Here is a 25,530-nt window from a genome sequence, read left to right on the forward strand (position 1 = left end):
ATCCGAACCCCGAACGGCCTTCCCGCCTGCGCCGCCCGGCGCCGGCGAGCGATGCGAGACCCGAGTGATGCTGCGCGATCCTTCGACCAAATACCGCCCCTTCCCGCCTGTCGCCCTGCCCGACCGACAATGGCCTTCGCAAACGATCGACCACGCGCCGATCTGGCTGTCCACCGATATGCGCGACGGCAATCAGGCGCTGATCGACCCGATGGACGCCGAAAAGAAGCACCGCTTCTTCGACCTGCTCGTCGAGGTGGGGCTGAAGGAGATCGAGGTCGGCTTCCCGTCCGCCGGAGCGACCGAGTTCGACTTCATCTCGGGCCTCGTCCGCTCGGGCCGCATTCCCGACGACGTGACCGTGCAGGTCCTGACGCAATCGCGCCGCGACCTGATCGAACGGAGCTTCGAGAGCCTCGAGGGCGCGCGCACCGCGATCGTTCACCTTTACAACGCCGTCAGCCCGGCCTGGCGCAAGATCGTGTTCGGCATGAGCCGCGACGAGGTGCGAGAGATCGCGATCACCGGTGCCAGGATCCTGCGCGACGAGGCGGGCAAGCGCCCGGACACGCACTGGCGCTTCGAATACAGCCCGGAGACCTTCTCGACCGCCGAACTCGATTTCAGCCTCGAGGTCTGCGCCGCGGTCATGGACGTGCTGCGCCCCACCGCGGCGGACCCGATCATCTTCAACCTGCCCGCGACGGTCGAGGCAGCGACGCCCAACGTCTATGCCGACCAGATCGAGTATTTCTGCCGCAATGTGCCGAACCGCGAGGCGGTAATCGTCAGCCTTCACACCCACAATGACCGCGGCACCGGCGTCGCCGCGTCGGAACTGGGGCTGCTGGCGGGAGCCGATCGGGTCGAGGGCTGCCTGTTCGGCAATGGCGAGCGCACGGGCAACGTCGATCTCGTCACACTCGGCCTCAACCTATACACGCAAGGGGTCGATCCGGGCCTCGACTTTTCCGACATCGACCGCGTCATCAAGACGGTGGAGTATTGCAACGCGCTGCCCGTTCATCCGCGCCACCCCTATGCCGGCGAGCTGGTGTTCACTGCCTTTTCGGGCAGCCATCAGGACGCGATAAAGAAGGGGTTCGCGGCGCAGGCGGCGCGCAACGACGATCTGTGGGAGGTTCCCTATCTTCCCATCGACCCCGCCGATCTCGGCCGCAGTTACGAGGCGGTGATCCGCGTTAATTCGCAGTCGGGCAAGGGCGGCGTCGCCTGGGTGATCGAGCAGGACAAGGGGCTGAAGCTGCCCAAGCGGCTCCAGGCCGATTTCAGCCGGCATGTGCAGGCGCTGGCGGATGCCACCAGCCGCGAACTCGACGCCGCCGACATCTGGGGCGCGTTCGAGCGTGCCTATCGGCTGACCGGCGACCAGCATTTCACGCTCCGGGCATATGAGGAGACGCGCGCGCCCAATGGCGACCGCCTGTTCGCCGGCCATGTCGACGCCGGCGGCGAGGCACGCTCGATCAGCGGACGCGGCAACGGGCTCATTTCCAGTGTCCTCGATGCGCTCGGTGGCGGGCTCGGCATCGCGCTCGAGGTCGTCGATTACAGCGAGCATGCAATCGGCACCGGCTCGGATGCGCGCGCCGCCGCCTATGTCGAATGCCGCGATGGCGATGGGCGCACGCACTGGGGCGTCGGCATCGACGAGGATGTGGCGACCGCGAGCGTGCGGGCGGTGCTGTCTGCCGCAAACGCGGCGCGGGGATGAACGCGCGAAACCCTCCGCCCGCGAAGGGGGAGGATACGAAGACTTGGCGGCGCACGCCTAGTCGAAGGCGGAGAGGGGTAGGTGAACGCGCGGCGTTCGCGCCGCTCACCCTCCCCAAGCTGCGCTGACCGCTGAAGCGGCAAGCTCGGCTATCCTCCCCCGTTCACGGGGGCGGAGCGCGACCCTTCACTTCTTTCCGATCAGCGCCAGCACTTCCTTGCGGCTGCGCTCGTCGTCGCGAAACACGCCCATCATCCGGCTCGTCGTCATCGTGACGCCGGGCGTGCGCACCCCGCGCGAAGTCATGCAGCCATGCGTCGCCTCGATCACCACCGCCACGCCGCGGGGCTTGAGATGGCTCCATATGCAGTCGGCGACCTCCGCGGTCAGTCGCTCCTGCACCTGCAGCCGCCGGGCGAAGGCATGCAGTACCCGCGCCAGCTTCGAGATGCCGACGACATGGTCCTTGGGCAGGTAGGCGATGTGCGCGCGCCCGGTGATCGGCGCCATGTGGTGCTCGCAATGCGACTGGAACGGGATGTCGCGCAGCAGCACGATGTCGTCGTATCCGCCGACTTCCTCGAACACCCGCGCCAGGTGCTGCCCAGGATCGTCGGCATAGCCTGCGCAATATTCGCGCCACGCCTTGGCGACGCGGCGCGGCGTATCGATCAGCCCCTCGCGGGTGGGATCGTCGCCGGCCCAGCGGATCAATGTGCGAATCGCGTCGGCGACGTCGCCCGGTACTTCGACCTCGGGCAGGCCGGCGATGAGGTCGCCGTCCGCGGCGGCATCGTGGTCGTGGATCATGTCGGGTCCTTAGGCGGTGGGCGCCGCAAACGCTACGGCAAGCGTGTCACCGCTGGGCCACAGAACGGACCCGTTCTTCGAAAAGCCCCCGTAAGCTGCGGAAACCAGACGATGCGCCATTGACCGCCGCGAAATCGGCGCTCTACGCTCGTGAAACAATATGGACAAAAAGCCGGTCGGCAAAAGCCGGTAGTCCGAAAAAGGAGGGGATTGAGCATGAAGGCTCGTTTGCTCGCGGCCAGCGCGATCGCTTTGCTGTCCGCTGCGCCGGCGCTGGCGCAGACTACCCAATCGGGCGATCAGGCTGCCAGCGACGCGACCGGCGCTGCCTCGGTCGATCAGGTGCAGGCCGACGACTACAGCTCGGCCAACGACATTGTCATCACCGCCACCCGACGCAACGAGACGGTGCAGGACGTGCCGATCGCGGTGACGGCGGTGGGCAGCGAGCTGCTCGACAATGCCGGCGTCGTCGATATCCGCGGCCTTGAACAGCTCGCGCCCTCGCTTCAGACCTCAACCGGCCAGTCTTCGGCGACGGGCACGACGATCTACATTCGCGGCATCACGACGGGCGGCGACAATCCGGGATTCGAGCCCGCGGTCGGCGTGTTCATCGACGGTGTGTTCCGTGCGCGCGCCGGCATCGCCGTCGCCGAACTGCCCGAACTCGAGCGTGTCGAGATCCTGCGCGGACCGCAGGGCACACTGTTCGGCCGCAACACCTCGGCCGGCGCGCTCAGCATCTTCACCGCCCAGCCGCAATTCGACCTCAAGGGCTATGTCGAGGGCGTCTACGGCAATTACGACGCGGTCGAGCTGCGCGGCGGGCTGACCGGCCCCGTCTCCGACAAGATCGCGCTGCGGCTCGACGGCGGCTATCGCAAGCGCGACGGCTTCATCCGCGACGCCAACAGCGATCGCGCGATCAACGACGTCGACCGCTGGTACGCCCGCGGCCAGGCGCTGTTCGACGGCGGCGCGACCACCTTCCGCCTGATCGGCGACTATTACGAAACCGACGAGAATTGTTGCGGTGCGATCAGCGTCGTGCGCGGGCCGACTGCCGCCGCGATTCAAGGCATCGCCGCCGCGCGCGGTCGCGTCGGCCTCTACACCGGCGCGCCGTCGGACCGCATCCAGGCGATCAGCCCCAACCGTGATTATTCGGAGAGGGTGCGCGACTGGGGCGTGTCGGGCGAGCTCAATACCGAGATCGGCGACGCCAAGTTCACCTCGATCACCGCCTATCGCCAGTGGCGCGCGCTCAGGAACCAGGACATCGACTTCTCAGGCATCGACCGCGCGTACCGCGAGGGGTACCGCACCCAACTCAAAGATTTCACGCAGGAGCTGCGGCTTCAGGGATCGGCGTTCGAGGGCAAGCTCGACTGGCTGATCGGCGGCTTCTACCTCAACGAATCGAACAGGCTGCGCGATACGGTGCGCGTCGGCGACGACGCCAATCTGTTCGTCGATACACTGCTCGGCGGTGCGCTAGCAGCCCCTCCTTCGGCGGGCGGCATCGGCCGGCGCGCGCAGTTCTTCGGCACCTCGCCGATTCCGACCTTCGCGCAGCTCGCCGGCTCGTTCCAGGGCGGGCCGCCCATCCCCGCGGGATCGGTACCGCTGTTCAGCCAGCTCCTCCTGTTGCAGAGCCCGCAGCTGCTCGCCGCGGCGCAGGCCAACCCCGCGCTGCTCGCCTATTTCAACACGCCGCTGACCGGCAACGCCTCGGGCCAGGGCAACAACGACGACAATTTCGAGGTGAAGACGAACGCCTTCGCCGTCTTCACCCACAACATCATCAATGTGACCGACAAGCTGTCGCTCACTCTCGGCGCGCGCTACAATTACGAAAAGAAAGAGCTGACCGCGTCGATCAACAACAACATCGCCGCTTGCGGACTCTATTCCTCGAGCGATCCGCGCGCCGTCACGCTGCGCAACGCGATCCGCCAGTCGAGCCCGACGCTCTTCACAAACCTGTTCCTTTTGAGCTGCAATCCGGCGGTGAACCCCGAGTTCAACGGGAACTACGCCGACGACCGGTCGGAAAGCCGCGTCACCGGCACCGCCAAGATCGCTTACAAGTTCAGCCGGGATACCCTCGGCTATGCCAGCTACGATCGGGGCTACAAGTCGGGGGGCTACAATCTCGACCAGGCGACCTTCGATTCGGTGACGCTCGGCGGCAACGGCGCCCAAGGATCCGACCTCGCCTTCGGCGGCGAAACCGTGGACGCATTCGAGATCGGCCTTAAGACCAGCATCACCCGCCAGTTCACCTTCAACGTCGCGGCCTTCTACCAGAAGTTCTACGATCTTCAGTCGCTGGTCTTCGCGGGCAACAACTTCGTCGTCCAGAACGTGCCCGAAACGATCAGCAAGGGCGTCGAACTCGAATCGATCATCCAGCCGGTGCGAGAGCTGACGATGCGGCTCGGCTACAGCTATATCGATGCGGCCTATGCCGACAGCAACGACTTCACCGGCACCCCGCTCCAGGGTCAAGAAGGGCTTCAGGTCCAGAACCAGCCCCGCCACACCGTCAGTATCGCCACCACGTGGACGCCCAAGCTGACCGAGCGGCTCAATGCGCTGTTCCATGTCGACATGCGCTACAACAGCGAGGTCAGCATCCCGTCGGGTCCGCCGGACCCGATCACCGGCCGCACGGCGCTCTACAATCAGGGCTATCCGCTGATCTCCGCGCGCGCCGGCATCCAGACGGACGACCGGTCGAAAAGCGTCGAGGTCTTCGTCGAGAACCTGACCAACCAATTCTATTACATTACCGGCTTTGCGGTGCCCGAGCAGACCGGGACCTATGCAGGCTATCCGGGCTTCCCGCGCTTCTACGGCGTGCGCGCCCGCTTCGGTTTTTGAGCGAAGCTGTTGCGTCTCGGCAACAACGTCGCGGCGACGGCGGGTCCGCCCGCCTTCGCCGCATCGAAAACCGCTTGATCTTGGGCAAATAGCCCGGAACAGTCGCACGGGTGACGACCGCACTGTCGCGGGACGTAGCGTGAAAATGGGGGGCGTATGGCCAAGGAAGCAACTGCATCGAAGGGTGGCGCGCGCGGAGGTATCGCGACGCCGGTGACGCCGTCGCCCGAACTCGCCGAAATCGTCGGCAAGGGCCCGCTGCCGCGCAGCGAAGTCGTCAGCAAGATCTGGGAATATATCAAGAAGCACGACCTGCAGAACCCGCAGGACAAGCGCGAAATCCTGGCCGACGACAAGCTGGAGAAGATCTTCGGCAAGAAGAAGGCCAGCATGTTCGAGATGAACAAGCACCTGAGCGCACACCTGAAGTAAGTCCGCGCCGGCGCCTTGCCGCATCGATGGCCCGGCGGTCCACGGATCGCCGGGCCGTCTTGCGTTCGGGCGGGGCGATGCCGATGTCGGACGCGATGCCCGTCCTGCCCCGCCCCATCGCCGACGCCGCCCGCACCGCGTTGATCGGCCGCGTCCGCGCGACCTTCAACGACCAGTCGCGCGGGGAAAAGCCGGTGATGCGCAGCGAGCACGCGCTCTTCCCCGCCGACAGCGTCATCGCGCGCGTGCATGGTGACGTCACGACGATGATGGTCGGCGGGATCGCCGCATTGCTGATGCAGATGCTGCATCCGGCGACACTCGCGGGGGTGTGGGACCATTCGAACTTCCGCACCGATATGCTCGGTCGGCTGCGCCGCACCGCGCGCTTCATCGCGATCACGACCTACGCCGATGCCGGATCGGCCGAGGCGGCAATCGCGCGCGTACGGCGTATCCACTCGGCGGTCACCGGCACCCTCCCTGATGGCACCCCCTATCGCGCCGACGATCCGGCCAGCCTCGCCTGGGTCCATGCGTGCGAGGCGCTGTGCTTCCTCGACGCCTGGATCGCGCATGGCGAGCCCGACATGAGCGTCGCCGATCAGGAGCGCTATTTCGAGGAAGCGGCTGTGGTCCCCCGTGCGCTCGGTGCCGATCCGGTGCCCACCACCCGCGCCGACACGATCGCCTATGTACAGGCGATGCGCCCGGCGCTGCGCGTCGATCATCGCACCCGCGACGTCGCGCGCCGCGTGATCGAGGCACCCGCGCGCACCATCGGTGAGCGATCGGTGCAACGCCTCGCCACACAGGCCGCAATCGATCTGCTACCCGACTGGGCACGCGCGATGCACGGCCTTCGACGCTCGGGATTGGCGCGGCCGATCGTGGCAGGGGGCGTCGATGCGGTCGCAGGGGCACTGCGCTGGGCGTTTCGGACTCGCGCCGCCTGAACCATCGGCTAGACCGACCGTTGTCCAAGGGACAGACAGGTTAAGGAATCCGGCCGATGAAGCAGCGCGACGACAAGCCTCGGATCGAGCCGTTCGAAGGGCCGGCCGGTGGTTGGGGGTCGGTGCGCAGCCTGGCCGACATCCTACCGCGCGAACGGGTAAAGCCCTCAGCGCTCGCCGAACTCGCGCGGCAGAACAAGCCCGAAGGGTTCGCCTGTGTCAGCTGCGCCTGGGCCAAATCGGCCAAGCCGCTGACCTTCGAGTTCTGCGAGGAGGGCGGAAAGGCGACCGCGTGGGAGCTGACCACCCTGCGCACCACACCCGACTTCTTTCGCGAGCACAGCCTGAGCGATCTGCGCAGCTGGACCGACTACGAGCTCGAACAGCATGGCCGCCTGACCCACCCGCTCCGCTACGACCCCGCCACCGATCGCTACGTCGCGTGCGACTGGGACGAGGCGTTCGACCATATCGCCGCCGAGCTGAAGGCAATCGAACCCAAGTCGGCGGTCTTCTACGCCTCGGGCCGGGCGAGCCTTGAGACCTCGTACATGTGGGCGCTGATGGCGCGCATGTACGGCAACCAGAACCTGCCCGACAGCTCGAACATGTGCCACGAATCGACCTCGGTCGGGTTGAAGGCGGCGATCGGCGAGCCCGTCGGCACCACCCGGCTCGACGATTTCGAGCACGCCGACGCGATCTTCTTTTTCGGCCAGAATGTCGGCTCGAACGCACCGCGCATGCTCCACCCCTTGCGCGACGCGCGCAAACGCGGCTGCGAGATCGTCGTCTTTAATCCGCTGCGCGAGCGCGGACTGGAGCGCTTCACCGACCCGCAGAACCCGCGCGAGATGCTGATGCGCGACGAGACGCGCATCGCCACCCAGTACCATCAGCTGCGCGCCGGCGGCGACATCGCGGCGATGACGGGTATCGCCAAGCTGCTGGTCGAGTGGGACGATGCCGCCAAGGCCTCGGGCGGCGAGGCAGTGCTCGACTGGCCCTTCCTCGATCAGCATTGCCACGATGTCGAACCCTTTCTCGACGCCGTGCGCGCCGCCGACTGGGATGAGATCGTTCACGAAAGCGGCCTCGACAAATGGGCGATCGAGGAAGCGGCAAAGGTCTATGCCCGGTCAAAGGCGGTGATGGTCGTCTATGGCATGGGACTGACCCAGCATGTGAAGGGCGTCGACAACGTCCGCATGGTCGTCAATCTGCTCCTCCTGCGCGGCAATATCGGCAAGCCCGGCGCCGGCCCGACACCCGTGCGCGGCCATTCCAATGTTCAGGGCCAGCGGACCGTGGGCATCACTGAAAAGACCGAGCTCGCGCCGGTCGAGAAGTTGAAGGAACTCTACGGCTTCGACCCGCCGACCGAGAAAGGGCTCGATACCGTTGAGACGGTAAAGGGCATCATCGACGGATCGGTGAAGGCCTTTGTCGGCCTTGGCGGCAATTTCCTGCGCGCGGTCGCCGACACCGGCCCGATCGAGGCGGCGTGGCACAAGCTGCGTCTGTCGGTGCAGATCGCGACCAAGCTCAACCGCAACCACCTGTTTCCCGGTGAGGTCACCTACCTCCTCCCCTGCCTCGGCCGGATCGAACGCGATGTGCAGGCATCGGGCGCGCAGTCGGTCAGCGTCGAGGATTCAACCAGCTGTATCCACGGCTCCTACGGCCGCGTCGATCCGGCGAGTGAGCACCTCAAATCCGAGCCCTACATCGTGGGCGCCATTGCCAAGCGGCTGCTGCCGCCGAACCCGGCGGTCGATTGGGACGCATGGGTGGCCGACTATTCGCTGGTGCGCGATGCAATCGAGCGAACCTATCCGGAGAAGTTTAAGAACTTCAACGAACGCATGTGGACGCCGGGAGGCTTCTGGAAGGGGAACAAGGCGGCCGAGCGGGTCTGGCAGACCGAGAGTGGCAAGGCCGAGTTCTTCGTGCCGACGACGCTCAACGCCGCGGGCTTCGACGATGCCGAGGGCCGGTTTCGCCTGATGACTCTCCGTTCGAACGACCAGTTCAACACCACCGTCTACGGCTATCACGACCGCTTCCGCGGCATCAAAGGCACACGGGAGGTGCTGATGATGAACCGTGAGGACATGGCGGCGCAGGGCCTTGCCGAAGGCCAGCGGGTCGCGCTTTCGACCGACTATGGCGACGGGGTCGAGCGGCGGCTCGATAATCTACTGGTGACGCCCTACGACATCCCGCGCGGCTGCCTTGGTGCCTATTACCCCGAGGCGAATGTGCTGATCCCGATCGACCACCATGCCGAGGTCAGCCACGTCCTTGCGGCCAAGTCGGTGCCGGTTCGGATCGTGGCGTGACCGGTATCAGGGCGGCGATCCTGCGGCCGATCTGCACTTAACCGCGGCGCGAACAGTACCCTGCGAACGCCGCGGGCACAACGGAGTGGAGCAGGCCGATCGCTGCACCGACAAACTGCCTACCCGAGGAGATCGTCCGCCATCTGAGCGAAAGCTAAGATCGCTCGCCGCAGGGGCTCTGTTTGTAGGAGACGATCCCAGCCATTGCTGGGATGACCGTTACTCCGCCCCCGCCAACGCGCGCGCCAGCGGCTCGATCTGCTCCTCCGGAATCCGCCTTGCGATGACCGGCATCGTCGCAGACGGCTTACGCGCATCGACGATCTTCTCGTCCCCGCGCCAATGGGTCAGGCGATCCGCGACATAGGTCGCCTTCTGCCCGGCGATCAGCGGATAAGCCTTGTTAGGCGCATGGCAGCTGGCGCACGCCGGGAGCTGGTCATCGCGCCGCCCTTCGGTCAGGATCGGGTGCGTCGCGGGCAGCGCCACGTCGCGCAGGCCCGGCATCGCCGCATAATGTCGTGCGAGCACCCGCATTTCCATCGGCGAGAGCGCGGCGGCGGCCACGCGCATCACCGCGCTCGCCCGGTGCCCCGCGGCATAGCGCCGCAATGCGCCTTCCAGATACGCCACCTTCTGCCCGGCGAGCACCGGCACGTCCGGCCCGCGTCCACGACCATCCACACCGTGGCATCCCGCACAGCTCTCGATCAGCCCCGGCCGCAGCCCAGTGACGGGCGGCACCGTCGTCGTCTCGGTCAGCGCGCGATACTGTGCCGTCGTCATCGTCGGCAATCGGCGGACGAAGGCGACCATTCGACGCACTTCGTCGGGCCGCTTCTCGGCACCCCAGGCGGGCATCCCCGAATATTTGACGCCATGCTCGAGGATCCAGAACAGCTGCCGGTCGGTCCATTGCCGCGCGTTGACCGTCAGATCCGGCGCCGGCGGCGTCGCCTTCTGCATGACAGGGTTCGGCCGCTGCCCGGGCGCACCGTGACAGCTGGCACAGGCCTGCTTGAAATGCCCCGCCGCGCTGACGAGGCCGCGATCGTCGCGCACCACCTCCGGCGTCTGCAGCGCGCTGTACGTCTTGACCGAGTTGCGCATCACCCAGTGGAGGAACCACTCGGTCACCTTCCAGTGCCCCGACGACGCCGCGACCTGGAACAGCCCCGACCAGGCGAATGCCATCCCCGCCGCGAAGATCGCCAGCAGCGCAAGCAGCACCCGCTTCCACGTGATGCGGATCGTCATGCCGACGCCTCCCGCCCCATCAGGAGCTTGGCGAGCAACGCGAGGCCGCCTGCCAGATAGCTTGCCGCGCCGATCATCAGCATCACCACGCCGCCCAGTTGCTGATCGGCCAGTGGATCGAGGCCGTGATGCATCGCCATCCCTTCGTAAAGCGGCCGCGGCGCGAGGCCGATCAGCGCGCCGAGCAGCGTCATATGCATCGAGGTGAGCAGCAGCGCGCCGATCCCGCTGGCCCGGTTGGCCGCGGCGAAGGCGGCGCTCCAGAGCGCGAAGCCCGCAACCAGATACATCGCCTGTTCGGCCACCATCGCTCCTCGCGACGCCGCCGCCCATTCGCGCGCGGCGGGCAGATGCCAGCTCCACACGATCACGAGCTCGGCGAGCATCGCCCCCATCGGCGTGAGGAGCCGGGGCCAGCGCCGCGCCGGATCGGCCCGCGTGCCCGACAGTCCCGCAGCGATCAGCGGAGCTGCGACGGCGACCGCCAGCATGTGCCCCGCCATGTGCCCCGTCATGCCGAAGTCGCCAGCTGCCAGCCACCAGCCGAACGGCAGCGCCGCGGCGCCCAGCCCGAGCAGCCCGCGCCTCACCGGCAATCCCCGATGAACACCACCGGCAACGCGGTGAAGATCACCGCGACGAAGCTGAGGCCCGAGAGCAGCAGCGTCGACTTGGCGAGGAACCGCAGCCGATCGATGTCGGTCGACTCTTCGTGCGGTGCCGGGTCGCCGGGCACTCGCGATTGCTGCCACGCGATCCACCCCGACGCGAGGATGACGAGGAGCGCCGCCACCGTCCCCGCGACGAACAGAGTCGGGAACGTCGCAAACCGGCCGACCTTGGCGCAGTTGATCGCCGCCCACAGATACGCGAACAGGAAATGCACCGCCCATGTCGCCGGCGGGACGATCAGCGTCCACAAGGTGACGCGCAGCCGCTGCGCCCAGCCGGGCAGCCCGCGCTTCACGACACCCCCGGAAACAGACCGATCGTCGCGTAGGTGACGAGTGCGGTCAGCGCGAAGAAGTGCATGTAGACGGTGATGTTGCGCACATCGGCGTCGTATTTGGGCGTCATCCGCCCTGCGATGCTGCGCGCCAGCGCATAACCCTGCATGATGACCGCCACGCCCGAATGCGCCGCGGTCCAGACGGCGAGCGTCCAGACGATCGCCGGATAGACGTGCGCCTCCGGGTCCATGCCCGACAGCCACGGCCCGGCCAGCCCCGCATAGACGCCGTAAGCGCTGAACGCCGCCCCGGCCGCCAGCGCCGCGCGCGCCACCCCGACCGCGCCCGCGGCGTTGAGCTGCCGCGCCGCGACCGTCAGCGCCCAGCTCACCAGCGCGACCGCCAGCGCCACCATCGGCCAGAAGGCGCCGGGCGCCGCGTCCATACCCTCGGGCGGGAAATCGGCATGGCGCGTCCAGAAGAAGTAATAGCCGAAAACGAGGCCCGAGAACGCCGTCGCATCGGCCATCATCGTAATGAACATCGCCCACCACCCCGGCGCCGCCGCGCCCGAGATATAGAGCGGCAGCTTCATCCCGTGCCCGATCGGCTTGCATTCCTTCTCTGGGATTTCGGCGGTCCCCGTCCACAGCCACCACAGCACCATGAACAGTGTCGCAAAGGCACAGACGAGCGCCGCCCAGTAGAGGTGGAAGGTCGTGAGGATGAAGACACCGCCGAGCGCGACCGCGGTCAGCATCGGCTTGAAGCTCGGCGTGCCGAGGCGGACCACCGACAGGGGCCGCGCGTCGAGCACGGTGGTGATGATCGTCTCGCGCCGCCCCTCCTCGGCATCGGGCAGGAAGAAGCGGCCTTCATCGACTTTCTTCACGAAGTCCTTCTGGTCCCAGATCGGATAGCGCGAAGAGATCAGCGGCACGCACCGCACGCCCCAATGCGCGTCGTCGGCCGGGTCCTCCAGCCATTCGAGCGTCCCCGCTCCCCAGGGATTGCGCGCGCCGGGCCTGCGCCGCGGAGAGAGCGCGAGGTCGAGACAGACGACCGCCACTCCAGCGGCGAACAGATAGGCCCCCAGCGTCGAGACGAGGTTGAGGCCACCGATCCCGAGCTCGGCGGGATAGGTGAAAACCCGCCGCGGCATCCCCTCAAGCCCCGAGAAGTGCATGGGAAAGAAGGTGATGTTGGCGCCCGCGAACAGCATCCAGAAGGCGATCCGCCCGAGCCGGTCCGACAGCTTCTTCCCCGTGATGAGCGGCCAGTAATAGTAAAGGCCCGCGAACAACGGCATCAGCGTGCCACCGATCAGCACGTAATGCAGGTGCGCGACGACGAAATAGGTGTCGTGCGCCTGCCAGTCGAACGGCGCGACCGCGACCATCACGCCGGTGAGGCCACCGATGACGAAGATGGCGAGGCTGCCCGTCGCATAGAGGAGCGGCGTGGACCAGGTCACACGACCAGCCCACAATGTCGCAATGAACACGAAGATCTGCACCCCGGTCGGGATCACCACCGCCTCCGACGCGGCGGAGAAGAAGGCGAGGCTGATTTTGGGCAGCCCCGTCGTGAACATGTGGTGGACCCATAGACCGAAGCTCAGGAACGCCGTCCCCACCGCCGCCAGCACGATCCACGGATAGCCGAGCAGATGCCGCCGCGCGAAGGTCGGCACCAGCATCGCAAACAGCGCAATCGAAGGAAGGAAGATGATGTAGACCTCCGGATGCCCGAAGATCCAGAACAGGTGCTGCCAGAGCAGCGGATCGCCACCGCGCGATGAGTCGAAGAACGGCCAGTTCAGCAGCCGCTCCATCTCGAACAGCAGATCGCCCGCGATCAGGGGCGGGAAGGCGAACAGGATCATCACCGCGACGACCAGGATGTACCAGGCATAGAGCGGCATCAGATTGAGCCGCATCCCCGGCGGCCGGCACTTGAGCACGCCGACGATGAGCTCGACCGCGGCGGCGACCGACGACACCTCGATAAAGGAGAGCCCTAGCATCCAGATGTCGGCACCCAGCCCGGACAGGTCGGTGCGCGTCGTGAGCGGCGGGTACATGAACCAGCCGCCGTCGGGCGCCTCGTTGAAGAAGATCGATCCGGCGACGAACACGCCGCCCAGCAGGAACGACCAGTATCCGAACGCCGACAGCCGCGGGAACGGCAGGTCGCGCGCGCCGAGCAGCTGCGGCAGGATCAGGATCGACACCGCCTCGAACATCGGCACGGCGAAGAGGAACATCATCATCGAGCCGTGCAGCGTGAACAGCTGGTTGAAGCTGTTGGCGCTGACCAGATCGTTGTCGGGCACCGCCAGCTGCGTGCGCATGATCAGCGCGAGCACGCCCGCGAACAGCATGAAGCCGAACGCCGTCAGCGTGTACCACACCCCCACCCGGTCGTTGTTGGTGTCGGTCCAGCGCAGGAACAGGCCCTGCGGCGGCTTCCACACCTCGCGCAGCCGCGCCTCCTGTGCGGCGCGAAGTTCGGGATCGTCCTGCGCGTGGAGGCTCATTTCAGGCCCTTGAGATAGACGGCGATGGCACGGGCCTCTTGGTGCGAAAGCTGCGGATAGGCGGGCATGCGCACGCCGGGCTTGGCGTCCTGCGGCGCGCGGATGAAGTCGGCGGTGCGCTCGATCGTCGGCGGCAGGATGCCGGCACCCAGGGTCAGGCGATCGCCATAGCGGCTGAGGTCGGGGCCGATGCGCGCGTCATGCTCGGTCCCGCGTATCGCATGACACCCGCCGCAGCCATTGGCGGCGAACAGCTGCGCGCCCTGCCCCTGCCGGGCTCCGGCGGCGGGTCGCGACTGATCGGCAAGCCAGGCGTAGAATGCCGCGGGCTCCATCGCGATCACGTCGAACGCCATCAGCGCGTGGCTCAACCCGCAGAACTCGGTGCAGACCCCCCGATAGCGTCCCGGCTTGTCGGCGCGCGCGACCAGGCTGTTGGTGCGGCCGGGGATCATGTCCATCTTGCCGGCCAGCCCCGGGATCCAGAAGCTGTGGATCACGTCGCGCCCGGTCAGCTCGAACGCGACGGTCCGCCCGACGGGCACGCGCACTTCGTTGGCCGCCACGAGCACGCCGCCGCCCGGCCGCTCGTACCCGACGCGCCACCAGAACTGCTCGCCCTCGACATGGATGGTGAGATCGCCCGGTGCGGTCACCCGCGGTCGCATCGCGGGCAGCGCGAAGATCAGGATGACGGTCAGGAGGATCGTCGGCCCGATACCGCCGAGCCAGAGGACAAGGCGCATGCCCTGCTTGTGCGTCAGCTGCCCCTCAGGCGCGCGGACGGCACGCCAATAGATGCCGACCATGATCGCGATGATGAAGACTGCGCCGACGACCAGCGCGATCGTGATGGTCCGAATACCCTCGGCCTCAGCCCCGAAGGTCGCGAGCGCGGACTGGTGGCGGTTGCAGCCGGACAGGAACGCCAGCAGACCGACACTCACCGCCGCTTGCCGCATTCGCTTGTCGTCCCCCTTCGTCGCCCCATGAGGGAAACCTTCAGCGGCTCGCTGGTTCCCATCTCTCGGCGCTTTTGCGGAGTTGGCATGACGGACTGGATCACCGATCTCATCGAGGGTACCGGCTATCTCGGCATCATGCTGCTGATGTTCCTCGAAAACCTTTTCCCGCCGCTGCCATCGGAGGTCATCATGCCGATGGCAGGCTTCACCGCCAGCCGCGGCGAGCTGAGTATCATCGGTGTCCTCGCTGCGGGCACGGCGGGCACGGTGCTCGGCGCGCTGTTCTGGTATGTCGTCGCGCGCTGGCTGGGCGAGGAGCGGCTGAAGCGCTGGGCTGATCGTCACGGCCGCTGGATCACGCTCCACCCGCGCGAGATCGACCGGATCGATAACTGGTTCGACCGCCACAGCCGCTGGGCAGTGCCCGCCGGCCACCTCGTCCCCGGCATTCGCACGCTGATCTCGATCCCCGCGGGACTGTTCGGAATGAAGCCGGTGCCCTTCATCCTGCTGACGACGCTTGGCGCCGGCGCGTGGACGAGCGCGCTGGGGATGGCAGGCTGGGTGCTCGGCTCGAAGTTCGACAGCGTCGAGCGCTACATGGGCCCGGCCAGCACCGCGATCATGGCCGCGATTGCGCTCTACTATGTGTACCGCGTTGCCACCTTCCGGCGTGGGGAAGCGGCATAGAACCCCCGGTTCGTCCCGAGCAAAGTCTAGGGCATGACCGAGCGAAGCGAGGCACGCCTCGTTAGCCTCGCTGCGCTAGGCGATGTGTCTCGGCTTCGCTCGACGCGAGCGGTCTTGATCAGGCCGCCTCCGGCTCCTCAGCCGCGTCCAGCCCGTACGCCGTATGCAGGACGCGCACCGCTAGCTCGGTATAGTCCTCCTCGATCAGCACGCTCACCTTGATCTCGCTCGTCGTGATCGCGAGGATGTTGATGCCGCGCGCACCGAGCGTGTTGAACATCGTGGCCGCGACACCCGCATGGCTGCGCATGCCGACGCCGACGACGGTGATTTTGGCGATCCGCGTGTCGTGGATGAGCTTGGTATAGCCGATCACTGCCCGCGCCTTTTCGAGCAGATCGATCGCGCGCGCGAGGTCGGCCTTCGGCACCGTGAACGTCACATCGGTCGAGCCGGTGGCGTGGGCGATGTTCTGAACGATCATGTCGACGTTGATGCCGCCCGAGGCGAGCGGGCCGAAGATCGCCGCCACCGCGCCGGGTCGGTCGGGCACCTCCACGAGCGTCACCTTCGCCTCGTTCTTGTCGTGCGCAATGCCGGTGATGAGCTGGCGTTCCATGTCGTCGATCTCCTCCTCGCCCACGATCAGCGTGCCGGGGCGCACCACACCGTCCTCTCCCACGAAGGAGGAGAGCACCTGCACGCGCACCCCTTCTTTCATGGCAAGCCCGACCGAGCGCGTCTGGAGCACCTTGGCCCCGACGCTCGCCAGCTCGAGCATTTCCTCGTACGTTACCTTCTGAAGCTTGCGTGCGCGCGGCACGATGCGCGGATCGGTCGTGTATACGCCGTCGACATCGGTATAGATGTCGCAGCGGTCGGCCTTCATCGCCGCCGCCATCGCCACTGCCGACGTATCCGATCCACCGCGGCCGAGCGTCGTCACGCGGCCCGCTTCGGTCGCGCCCTGAAAGCCGGGGATCACCGCGACGTCGCCGTTCGCCAGGCTCTCGTCGAGCGCCCTGGTGTCGATATCTTCAATCCGCGCCGAGGCATGGACGTCGCTCGTCTTGATCGGCAGCTGCCAGCCGAGCCAGCTGCGCGCGGGCACGCCCGCCGCCTGCAGCGCGATCGCCAGCAAGCCACTCGTCACCTGCTCGCCCGAGGAAACTACCACGTCATATTCGCGCGGGTCGTAGAGCGAGGAGGCCTCGCGGCAGAAGCCGACCAGCCGGTCGGTGTCCCCCGCCATGGCCGAAACGACGACCGCGACCTGGTTGCCCGCCTCCCACTCGCGCTTGACCAGTTTCGCGACGGTCCGGATGCGCTCGATGCCAGCCATCGAGGTGCCGCCGAACTTCATCACGATGCGCGCCATGGTGCCCTAATCCCCCCTTGGGTCCGCTGGGGGGCGCTGATAGGGGGAGCGCATGGCAAAGGCAACGACGATCGACCCGGCCGAGGCGGCGCATTTCGGGCGGATGGCCGCCGAGTGGTGGGACCCGCGCGGCAGTTCGGCGATGCTTCATCGGCTGAACCCGGTGCGCCTGCGCTACGTGCGGGAGGCGATCGACCGTCATTGGGATGGCGACGGTGCCGCCTTCACGCCCCTCGCGGGCAAGACCGCGCTCGACGTCGGTTGCGGCGCAGGGCTGCTGACGGAGCCGCTGGCAAGGCTCGGTGCGAAGGCGACGGGCATCGACGCCGCGCCCGAGAACGCCGCCGCCGCCGCCGCGCATGCCAAAAGTACCGGTCTCGACATCCGCTATCTGGCGGGTGAGCTGGAGACACTGGACGGCGAGCGCTTCGACCTCGTCACCGCGATGGAGGTGGTCGAGCACGTGACCGACCCGACGGGCTTCGTCAGCGGTCTCGCCGCCGCGCTGGCACCGGGCGGGCTGCTCGTCATGTCGACGCCCAATCGCACGCCGATGTCGAAGCTGGCGCTGGTCGGCGCGGCCGAAGCGATGGGGCTCATCCCGCGCGGCACACACGATTGGGACAAGTTTCTGACGCCCGAAGAACTCACCGCGCATGTCGAGGCGGCGGGCCTGATCGTCACCGACGTGACCGGACTCGCCTTCTTTCCCGCCCGCGGCTTCACGCTCGGCGAGGATCGCCGCCTCAACTATCTGCTGACTGCCCGCGCCGCCTGAGGTTCAGAACAGCCGCCCGCCATCGGGCACCGGCTCCGATGGCGCCACCAGGACCACGCGGCCGTCGGCGTCGGGGAAGCCGAGCGTCAGCACCTCCGACATCATCGGCCCGATCTGGCGCGGAGGAAAGTTAACGACCGCGGCGACCTGACGACCTACGAGCGCTTCGATCGTATAATGCTCGGTGATCTGCGCGGAAGACCGCTTTCGCCCGATCGTCGGACCGAAATCGATCGTCAGCTTGTAGGCCGGCTTGCGCGCCTCCGGGAACGGCTCGGCCGCGACGATCGTGCCGACGCGGATATCGACCTCGAGAAAATCATCGAAGCCGATCGTCGGCGCAGGCGGCGCGGCGGGGTCGTGGGTCGCGTGCATCGCCTGCTCCTCGTGTATCCTGCGGCTCCGCGCACGCCGCCTGAGCCAGTCGAAGACGAGCCTTACAGGTCAAAAAATTGACCGTGATGGACGATCGCGCGGGCCACCGCCATCATCAGGCGTCAGCTGGACGGCGGGATGAACAGTTGATCCTGCATCGACCGGCCGACCGACTGCGAACGCTCTTCAGTTTCGGCCCATTCCCGCTTGGTCAGGCACACGCGCGTGCGCCGGACGAGCGACCCTGTGCGCGCCGACGACTTGCAGACCCGCTTGTCCGCCGCGGCGGCATGCTTGCCCTCTTCCCTCTGGCCCGCCGATGCAGGCGCCAAGGTCGCCGCTAGCGAAAGCACCGCCAGCCCGGATAGCAGAATTTTCATCACAATCTCCCGGAGATCATTTCGATCGCAGAGTGCCGTCCTTGTCCGTCAGATGCAACAAGGCCCCGGAAAATGATTTCCGGGGCCCCGAAGACTAGCGGTGTTTCCGATCAGAAACGCAGGCGGGTCGCGGCGACGAAGCGCCGGCCCAGTGCGTCATAGGTCGAAGGATAGGTATTGCCGCTGTTGTAGGCGGTTGAGCCGATCGTCGAGCCGACTACGGGCGGCTGCTGATCGAGCAGGTTCTGCACACCGAACGTGAACGTCATCTCGTCGGTCGCCTGGAAGCGCGTCGTCAGGTCGAAGTAGCTCTTCGCACCGATCGACGAGAACTCAGGCAGATAGGTGCCAACATCAGGCTCCACCTCGACGCCATCGATATAACGCCACTGCAGAGAGACATCGACATCATCAACTGTCAGCGTCGCACGCGAGTTCAGCGTCCACTCCGGCTGGATCGAGGCGCAGTTGACGCTGTAGTAGCCGGTGCAATCGCGAGCGAAGCTGGTCGGGGTCGCCTGGAACACCGACTTTTCGGTCCAGTTGCCGTTCATCACCAGGTTCAGGCCGGCGAAACCGAGGTCGCGACGGTAGTTGAACGTGAAGTCGATACCCGAGGTTTCGATGCGGCCAAGGTTCGAAAGAACCAGCGGCAGACCAAAGGTGGTGGCAACCGGACCCGACAGGGCGCCCGTGGCCGGGTCACGACGGATTGAGGTACAAGCAACGTCGGTCGCCGAACCGCTGACAAAGCAGGCGTCAAGCACGTCGTCGATGGTCGGCGTGGTGATCGCGTCGGTCACGACGATGTTGTAGTAATCGACCGTGATAGCCAGCCCCGGCACGAAGTTGGGCTGGAAGACACCGCCGATCGTCCAAGTTTCCGCCTTCTCGACGTCCAGATCAAGGTTGCCGCCAGTCGTGACATTCACCTGGGCGGCCACCGGATCGATAATGCTGCCGATGAATGCACCGCCGCCCTGTGCCGTACAGATAGCGGTCAGACGCGCATCGCCGACCGGCTTGTTGCCCGAACACGGATCGACCTCAAGGTTGTCGAGGCCGGTAACCGCCGGCGAGAACAGCTCGCCGATGTTCGGCGCCCGCGTCGCCTTGTTGTAGTTGCCGCGGATACGTAGGCCGCGGAACGGCTCCCAGCTGCCGCCGGCCTTCCACGTCCAGTTGCTGCCCGACAGCGAGTAGTCCGAGTACCGGGCGCCCAGCTCGATCGTGAGCGATTCGAAGAACGGCTGCTGCGCGGCGATCGGAATGACGAGCTCGCCGAACGCTTCCTTGACGTTGTAGCTGCCGAAGACATCCGGCGCTGCCGCACCGTTGCCCAGGACCTCGCCCGGCGTCTGCGTCGCTAGATCCGACACGCTGGCTGCGGTATAGTCGCGATATTCGCCACCAATCGCGAAACCGATCCGCTCGGATGCCCAGGGCAGCGCGAAGCCGACGTCGCCATTGATGAGCGCGCGAACCGTGCCGAGCGTGGTCTGCGTGGTGCTGCTGGTGGTCGGCCCGGTCACATAGTTCAGCATGTCGGCCGTGATGCTGCCGGCGGGACCGAACAGGTTGATCGGAACGCAATCCGAGTCGGTGGCATTCAAGCAGGCGTCGGTGCTGCTGGCGAACGCCGCCTGCTGCAGACGCGACAAGAGACCATTGCCGCTCTGGCGCTGGACATTCTCGCTCTCGCCATAGGTGCCGAAGATGTCGAAGCCGATGTTGCTGGTGATATCACCACGAACGCCAGCTTTATACTGGAACATCGTCGTGGTGTACTCGCTCAGACGCGGGCCGGCTTCGACAAAGCGGCGGAAGGTCGCGTAGTTGAACGTGTCGAACGCCGGATCGCTTGGATCGGTCGCTGCCGCGGCGGCATCGCACTGGGCGGCGGTCAGGCCGCCGGCGGTGCAGAACTGCGACCGAACGTTGGCGGGCAGATACGGGTTGCTGTACGGGATTTCCAGCCCGTTGCCGAACGTGCCCGACGACGCGATGATCGTCGACACCCGGTTCTTCGAGAACATGCCCTGGTTATAAATTTCGATGCCGGGCGCGACTTCGTAGTTCGCCTGGCCGAACAGGTTGTAACGCTCGAACGGCGTCTGGAAGATGTTCTGCGGATTGAAGTTGAACGGCGCGTAATAGGGAACCAGCGCGTTGCCGGCAGGATTGAGCTGCACTAGGCCAAGACCGGGAACGCCGTTGAACACCGTCGGAACCGCAGTCGCCGAACCACTGGGGCGACCGGTGCTCGACGAGATGTTGCTCACCGAGAAATCGCGATCACCCTGATAGACGGGGTCGGCCTGCTGATAGCCCACGCTGAACACCGCGTTGCCACGGCCGTCGGCGAAGTTCGCGCCCACGGTCAGGTCGGCACGGATGGTGTGGCCATCGCCGCGCTCGGTGATCTGGTTCGACAGGTTCAGGTCGATGCCGGCGAAGTCCTTCTTGGTGATGAAGTTCACCACGCCCGCGATCGCGTCCGCACCATAGGTGGTCACGGCGCCGCCGGTCAGGATGTCCGTCCGCTCGATCAGCGCGACCGGAATGTTGTTAAGGTCTACCACGCCGCCCAGGCCGGCCGGCACAAGGCGCGTGCCGTCGAGCAGCACGATGTTACGGTTGGTGCCCAAGCCGCGAAGGTTGACGAACGAAGCACCGCCGTTGCCGTTGTTGACGGCCGAACCGATGCTGGGGACGGCACCAGGCAACTCGCGCAGGAACTCTTCGGCGACATTGACCTGCTGCAGGTCGAGTTCCTCTGCGGTGACGACACCCACGGGGTTCGACGCGATCAGGTTGGGGTTACGGACCAGCGTGCCGGTGACGACGATGTCTTCCGACTGGCCGCCGGCCGTCGGCGATTCCTGCGAGGTTTCGACAGACTCGGTTGTCGGGGCCACGGCCTGCGCGAAGGCAGGCGCGGCGGCGAAGGTCGAGCCGATGAGCAGCGTCGAGGCGAGGAGCCTCTGGCGAGTCAGCTTCTTCATGAGTTGCGCGTTCCCTTTTCAAGTCGCACCGTGGTCCGACACGGCGCGTACTGCCGGTCCCTGAAACCGACATGCTTAAAATCTAAGGCCAGCATCGTTCCGCGAGCAACGACATTTCATGGTGCAGTGCGGTTTCGAACAGAAGGGTGTCATTATAGTCACAGTTCTGTCACGCCACGCGTTCGGCTATGGCGACTTGCAGAGCTTGAGCACGAGGGGGCGACATGAAGCGGGCGTTGATTTTGGGCATCACCATGGCAACCGCACCGATGGCGACCGCGCACGCCCAGGATCGCTCGATGCAGGCGCGCGCTGACGACCTGGCGAGCGACCTTGCGCGATGCGCCACCATCGCTGCCGACGCGCCGCGCCTGGCCTGCCTGGACAAAGCATCGTCGGCATTGCTGTCAGCGCGCGACGCCGGGCAGGTGGTCATCCTCGACCGGGAGGGAATGCGGCGCGCCAAACGCAAGGTATTCGGTTTCCAGCTGCCCAAGCTCGGCCTGTTCGGGGATGGCGACGAGGCGGACGGGCGCGGCGAGCCCGAGGTCAAGGAAATCGAATCGACCCTGGCGCGCGTCACGCCGATCGGCGGCGGGCTGTATATCCTGACCCTTGCCGACGGGTCACAGTGGCAGACGACCGAGGGCCGCGTGAACTTCGCCCCGCGAAAGGATCAGGCGATCAAGATCGAAGCCGGGATCCTCGGCAGCTACAACGCCCGCGTGACCGGTGCCGGCCGCGGGGTTAAGGTGAAGCGCGTCCGCTAAGGTGGCGATGGCCCGTTTACGTGCGCGTGAACGGGCGCCATTTCCCCATCACGTAGCCAGCTGCCGCTCCAGGTCGCCCAGCACCTGGTAGCATGGCAGCACCTGCGCGACGCTGGCGTTGGGCTCGCGTCCCTCGCGGATCGCGGCGACGAACTCGCGGTCCTGAAGCTCGATGCCGTTGGTGGACACCGAAACGCCGCTGACGTCGATCGGCTCTTCCTTGCCCGTCACGAGGTCGTCGTAGCGCGCAATATAGGTCGCGGTGTCGCCGATGTAGCGGAAGAAGGTGCCGAGCGGGCCGTCGTTGTTGAAGCTCAAGGACAAGGTGCAGATCGCGCCGCTCTCCGCCTTCAACTGGATCGACATGTCCATCGCGATGCCGAGTTCGGGATGGATAGGCCCCTGCATCGCGTGCGCGGCGACGATCGGCCCCGCCTGATAGGCGAACAGGTCGACCGTGTGCGCGGCGTGGTGCCAGAGGAGGTGGTCGGTCCACGACCGCGGCTCTCCCTTGGCATTGATGTTGCGACGGCGAAAGAAATAGGTCTGGACGTCCATCTGCTGGACGGCGAACTCGCCCGCCCTGATCCGCTGGTGCACATATTGATGCGACGGATTGAAGCGCCTCGTGTGACCGACCATGCAGACGAGGCCAGTTTCAACCTGCTTGGCCATCACCGCCTCGGCATCGGCCCAGCTGTCGGCGAGCGGTATCTCGACCTCGACATGCTTCCCCGCTTCCATGCACTGGATCGCCTGGGCCGCGTGCATCTGCGTCGGGGTGGCGAGGATGACGGCATCGAGGCCGGGCTGCTCGAGCGCCTCGGCCAGGTCGGTGCAGGCGTGGCCAATGCCATACTTCGCCGCGACGGCCTGCGTCGGCTCAAGATTGCGGCCGACGATCGAGATGACCTCGACATCGTCGATCTGGCGGAGGGCATCGAGGTGCTTTTCGCCAAAGGCACCGGCGCCGGCGAGTGCGATTTTCATGGGAGGCTCCAAACAAAGCCCCTCCTTGCCCGGGAGGGTTTGGGTGTGTGGGGTTGGTGTCAGGGGAGCAGCGCTACTCCGCCGCCACCGCGTGGACGGCGTCGCTGCCGGTCATGTCGAACCCCTCGCCATTGTCGGGGCGCAGAACCGCATGGCCGATCGCGGTGTTCGAGCAGGGCACGTGATAGTGGCGATGAAGCAGCCGGGTGTTCCGCCCCAGCGCCCCGCGCATCACCAGCCACATGACCATCTCGATCCCCTCCGAGCCGGTCTCGCGCAGATATTCGATGTGCGGGATGCGGCGCAGATGGTCGCTGTCGCCGATCAGCCCGTCGATGAAGCGGTTGTCCCATTCCTTGTTGATGAGCCCCGCGCGCGGGCCCTGGAGCTGGTGGCTCATGCCGCCCGTCCCCCAGATCTGCACGTTGAGGTCGCCATCGAAGCTCTCGACCGCGCGGCGGATCGCCTCGCCCAGCGCCCAGCATCGATTGCCCGAGGGCGGCGGATAGGTAACGACGTTGACCGCGAGCGGGATGACCTTGACCGGCCATTTGTCGACCTTGCCGTACATCATCGTCAGCGGGACGGTCAGGCCGTGATCGACGTCCATCTCGTTGATGATCGTCATGTCGAATTCGTCGAGGATCAGGCTCTGCGCGATGTGCCAGGCAAGGTCGGGATGCCCCTCGACATCAGGCACCTGGCGCGGTCCCCAGCCCTCGTCGGCGGGCTTGTAGCGCTCGCCGCAGCCGATCGCGAAGGTCGGGATGATCTTCATGTCGAAAGCCGACGCATGGTCGTTGTAGACGAGGATGACAACGTCGGGCTTCTCCGCCTTCTCCCACTCGCGCGTCCACTCATAGCCCTCGAAGATCGGGCCGAAATAGCCGTCCGCGTCCTTGTTCTGGTCGGATGCGACGCCGAGCAGCGGCACATGGCTGGAGGCGACGCCTGCGGTGATTCGTGCCATATCAGCGGCCCTCCTTGATGCTGCGATTACCCTCGGGCGAGCGACCGCCCGCGAGCATCATTTGGGTGTACTGGTCGAAATCCATGTCGGTCATCGTCGCCACCGCCTTTGCGAAGGGCAGGCCATCGGTCGAGAACAGCTTGGACAGGAAATAGACGTTGCCGCCAAGATCGAGGCAGCGATTGTAATCGCGGTCGAGCAGCGCCTGTTTCTGCTCCTCGGTGAGCGGCCATTCGTCCATATACGCCCGCTCGTCGGCCTTGAACCGCTCGCGATTCTCGGCCTTCATCAGGCTCATCGCGAACTGGTTCATGTGATAGCCCTGACGCGCGCGGGCAGCGGTGAAGACGCGCGTGCCGGGAATGTCCTCGAACTCGGCGAGATAGGCGTGGATGTCACGCGGCTGAGTCACGGTCCTCTCCTCTTCTATTCGGCGGCTTCGGCGCGCACGCGGCCGAGCAGCGTATCGAGTTTCGTGGGCAGGCCCTCCGGCACCGGTGCGCCGGGCCGGGCGAGCGCGTCCTGGCGCTCGACCGTGCCGCGCGTCATCACGCTGCCGGTGCCGAGCGCGTCGAGCGTCTTCACCACCTCGCGCATTTCCTCGGCGCGGCGGCGGCCGTGGAGCATCATCCGGTCGAGATTATAGTCGGCGATCGCTGCCCATCCGCGCGGCGGCGGGCTGGCGTCGAGCGACGCGAGCACTTCGTCCAGCACGCCGGCGCTCGCAGCGGCGAGCACGCATTCGGCGGTCAGCGCCTCGATCCCCTTGACCATCACCGAACGGATCATCTTGACCGAGGAGGCCGCGCCGACCGGGCCATCGAGGACCGAGACGTCGGTGAAGCCAGCCTCCCGCACCGCCGCAGCGGCGTCCGCGGCATGTGCACCGCTCAGCAGCAGCGGAACCGCGAGGCGCTTGGGAAAGACGGGCGCGAGCACGGCGACATCGACATAGCGCCCCCCTGCCCGCTCGATCGCCGCCTGCGCGGCGCGCTTGGTATCGGGCGCGACGCTGTTCATGTCGCAGAAGAGCTGGCCCGGCGCGATCGCAACGGCCGCCGCACGCGCCGCGTCCATGGCGCTGCCGGCGGTGACGAGCGAGAGGATCAGATCCGCGCCGTCGATAGCCGTACGCACATCGGCAGCGGCGGCGACGCCATGGCTGGCGAACCGCGCGACCATCCCCTCACGCGTGGCCGGATCGTCGAGCTTGAGGTCGTAGGCGGACGCGGCGACCGCCCAAGCGCCCGCGAACGCGCCCGCCGCTTCCCCGAACCCGATCGTGGCGATCCTCTCGACCATGCGCCCGACCTTGCCGG

The 25,530-nt window shown here is 66.4% G+C and carries 22 protein-coding genes; 8 read left to right on the top strand and 14 right to left on the bottom strand.

Annotation, left to right across the window (positions count from 1 at the left end; all coding sequences use genetic code 11):
• Window positions 1–67: 67 nt before the first annotated feature.
• Complete coding sequence (gene leuA, locus COC42_RS01630; RefSeq protein WP_096341547.1) at window positions 68–1,735, top strand: 2-isopropylmalate synthase; 1,668 nt, start codon at window positions 68–70, stop codon at window positions 1,733–1,735.
• 186 nt (window positions 1,736–1,921) lie between these two features.
• On the opposite strand, the gene folE is transcribed toward leuA, so the two are convergent.
• Window positions 1,922–2,545, bottom strand: coding sequence for a GTP cyclohydrolase I FolE (folE, locus tag COC42_RS01635; protein WP_096341548.1), 624 nt, complete (start codon window positions 2,543–2,545; stop codon window positions 1,922–1,924).
• Between the two features lie 216 nt (window positions 2,546–2,761).
• Between folE and COC42_RS01640 the strand changes: the two genes are divergently transcribed.
• The 4 genes from COC42_RS01640 (at window position 2,762) to COC42_RS01655 (ending at window position 9,164) form a co-directional block, all read left to right on the top strand.
• A complete protein-coding gene (locus COC42_RS01640; protein WP_245843763.1) occupies window positions 2,762–5,434 on the top strand; it encodes a TonB-dependent receptor in 2,673 nt (890 codons plus the stop codon).
• Window positions 5,435–5,590: 156 nt separating this feature from the next.
• A complete protein-coding gene (locus tag COC42_RS01645; protein WP_096341550.1) occupies window positions 5,591–5,866 on the top strand; it encodes an SWIB/MDM2 domain-containing protein in 276 nt (91 codons plus the stop codon).
• A gap of 77 nt (window positions 5,867–5,943) precedes the next feature.
• Window positions 5,944–6,822, top strand: coding sequence for an oxygenase MpaB family protein (locus tag COC42_RS01650; protein ID WP_425442786.1), 879 nt, complete (start codon window positions 5,944–5,946; stop codon window positions 6,820–6,822).
• Between the two features lie 56 nt (window positions 6,823–6,878).
• Entirely contained in the window at window positions 6,879–9,164 is a 2,286-nt protein-coding gene (locus tag COC42_RS01655; RefSeq protein ID WP_096341551.1) for an FdhF/YdeP family oxidoreductase, read from the top strand.
• A 219-nt stretch (window positions 9,165–9,383) separates the two neighbouring features.
• Here COC42_RS01655 and COC42_RS01660 read toward each other — a convergent pair whose 3' ends face one another.
• Genes COC42_RS01660 through coxB form a run of 5 tightly spaced genes read right to left on the bottom strand, consistent with a single transcriptional unit; the run spans window position 9,384 to window position 14,872 of the window.
• Window positions 9,384–10,421: a c-type cytochrome gene (locus COC42_RS01660; protein WP_096341552.1), complete on the bottom strand. Its 1,038-nt coding sequence runs from the start codon at window positions 10,419–10,421 to the stop codon at window positions 9,384–9,386.
• Window positions 10,418–11,011: a cytochrome c oxidase assembly protein gene (locus tag COC42_RS01665; protein ID WP_096341553.1), complete on the bottom strand. Its 594-nt coding sequence runs from the start codon at window positions 11,009–11,011 to the stop codon at window positions 10,418–10,420. The genes COC42_RS01660 and COC42_RS01665 overlap by 4 nt, the downstream gene beginning before the upstream one ends.
• Window positions 11,008–11,388, bottom strand: coding sequence for a hypothetical protein (locus tag COC42_RS01670; protein WP_096341554.1), 381 nt, complete (start codon window positions 11,386–11,388; stop codon window positions 11,008–11,010). The genes COC42_RS01665 and COC42_RS01670 overlap by 4 nt, the downstream gene beginning before the upstream one ends.
• Window positions 11,385–13,910, bottom strand: coding sequence for a cytochrome c oxidase subunit I (gene ctaD, locus COC42_RS01675; RefSeq protein WP_096341555.1), 2,526 nt, complete (start codon window positions 13,908–13,910; stop codon window positions 11,385–11,387). Before ctaD ends, COC42_RS01670 begins: the two co-directional genes overlap by 4 nt.
• Window positions 13,907–14,872 (bottom strand): cytochrome c oxidase subunit II, encoded by a 966-nt coding sequence (gene coxB, locus COC42_RS01680; protein WP_096341556.1) that lies wholly within the window; start codon window positions 14,870–14,872, stop codon window positions 13,907–13,909. The genes ctaD and coxB overlap by 4 nt, the downstream gene beginning before the upstream one ends.
• A gap of 87 nt (window positions 14,873–14,959) precedes the next feature.
• Between coxB and COC42_RS01685 the strand changes: the two genes are divergently transcribed.
• Entirely contained in the window at window positions 14,960–15,565 is a 606-nt protein-coding gene (locus COC42_RS01685) for a DedA family protein (RefSeq protein WP_096341557.1), read from the top strand.
• Window positions 15,566–15,683: 118 nt separating this feature from the next.
• Here the strand turns inward: COC42_RS01685 and COC42_RS01690 are convergent, their stop codons facing one another.
• Window positions 15,684–16,943 carry an aspartate kinase gene (locus COC42_RS01690; protein ID WP_096341558.1) on the bottom strand — a complete coding sequence of 420 codons (1,260 nt, stop codon included), beginning with the start codon at window positions 16,941–16,943 and terminating at the stop codon, window positions 15,684–15,686.
• A 52-nt stretch (window positions 16,944–16,995) separates the two neighbouring features.
• On the opposite strand from COC42_RS01690, the gene ubiG reads away from it, so the two are divergent.
• Entirely contained in the window at window positions 16,996–17,721 is a 726-nt protein-coding gene (gene ubiG / locus COC42_RS01695; protein WP_096341559.1) for a bifunctional 2-polyprenyl-6-hydroxyphenol methylase/3-demethylubiquinol 3-O-methyltransferase UbiG, read from the top strand.
• Window positions 17,722–17,724: 3 nt separating this feature from the next.
• On the opposite strand, the gene COC42_RS01700 is transcribed toward ubiG, so the two are convergent.
• The 3 genes from COC42_RS01700 to COC42_RS01710 form a co-directional block, all read right to left on the bottom strand.
• Window positions 17,725–18,096 carry a tRNA-binding protein gene (locus COC42_RS01700; protein WP_096341560.1) on the bottom strand — a complete coding sequence of 124 codons (372 nt, stop codon included), beginning with the start codon at window positions 18,094–18,096 and terminating at the stop codon, window positions 17,725–17,727.
• Window positions 18,097–18,218: 122 nt separating this feature from the next.
• Window positions 18,219–18,476, bottom strand: coding sequence for a hypothetical protein (locus COC42_RS01705; RefSeq protein ID WP_096341561.1), 258 nt, complete (start codon window positions 18,474–18,476; stop codon window positions 18,219–18,221).
• A gap of 110 nt (window positions 18,477–18,586) precedes the next feature.
• Window positions 18,587–21,481 carry a TonB-dependent receptor domain-containing protein gene (locus tag COC42_RS01710; protein WP_096341562.1) on the bottom strand — a complete coding sequence of 965 codons (2,895 nt, stop codon included), beginning with the start codon at window positions 21,479–21,481 and terminating at the stop codon, window positions 18,587–18,589.
• 224 nt (window positions 21,482–21,705) lie between these two features.
• Between COC42_RS01710 and COC42_RS01715 the strand changes: the two genes are divergently transcribed.
• Window positions 21,706–22,251 (top strand): hypothetical protein, encoded by a 546-nt coding sequence (locus tag COC42_RS01715; RefSeq protein WP_096341563.1) that lies wholly within the window; start codon window positions 21,706–21,708, stop codon window positions 22,249–22,251.
• A 48-nt stretch (window positions 22,252–22,299) separates the two neighbouring features.
• Here the strand turns inward: COC42_RS01715 and COC42_RS01720 are convergent, their stop codons facing one another.
• The 4 genes from COC42_RS01720 to COC42_RS01735 form a co-directional block, all read right to left on the bottom strand.
• Window positions 22,300–23,241 carry a Gfo/Idh/MocA family oxidoreductase gene (locus COC42_RS01720; protein ID WP_096341564.1) on the bottom strand — a complete coding sequence of 314 codons (942 nt, stop codon included), beginning with the start codon at window positions 23,239–23,241 and terminating at the stop codon, window positions 22,300–22,302.
• Between the two features lie 73 nt (window positions 23,242–23,314).
• On the bottom strand, window positions 23,315–24,211 hold the full coding sequence (locus COC42_RS01725) for a class III extradiol dioxygenase subunit beta (RefSeq protein ID WP_096341565.1): 897 nt from the start codon (window positions 24,209–24,211) through the stop codon (window positions 23,315–23,317).
• 1 nt (window position 24,212) lies between these two features.
• Entirely contained in the window at window positions 24,213–24,623 is a 411-nt protein-coding gene (gene ligA, locus COC42_RS01730) for a protocatechuate 4,5-dioxygenase subunit alpha (RefSeq protein WP_096341566.1), read from the bottom strand.
• A gap of 14 nt (window positions 24,624–24,637) precedes the next feature.
• On the bottom strand, window positions 24,638–25,513 hold the full coding sequence (locus tag COC42_RS01735) for an NAD(P)-dependent oxidoreductase (protein WP_096343019.1): 876 nt from the start codon (window positions 25,511–25,513) through the stop codon (window positions 24,638–24,640).
• Window positions 25,514–25,530: the final 17 nt, after the last annotated feature.

The organism is Sphingomonas spermidinifaciens, assembly GCF_002351485.1.
GTDB lineage: Bacteria > Pseudomonadota > Alphaproteobacteria > Sphingomonadales > Sphingomonadaceae > Sphingomonas > Sphingomonas spermidinifaciens.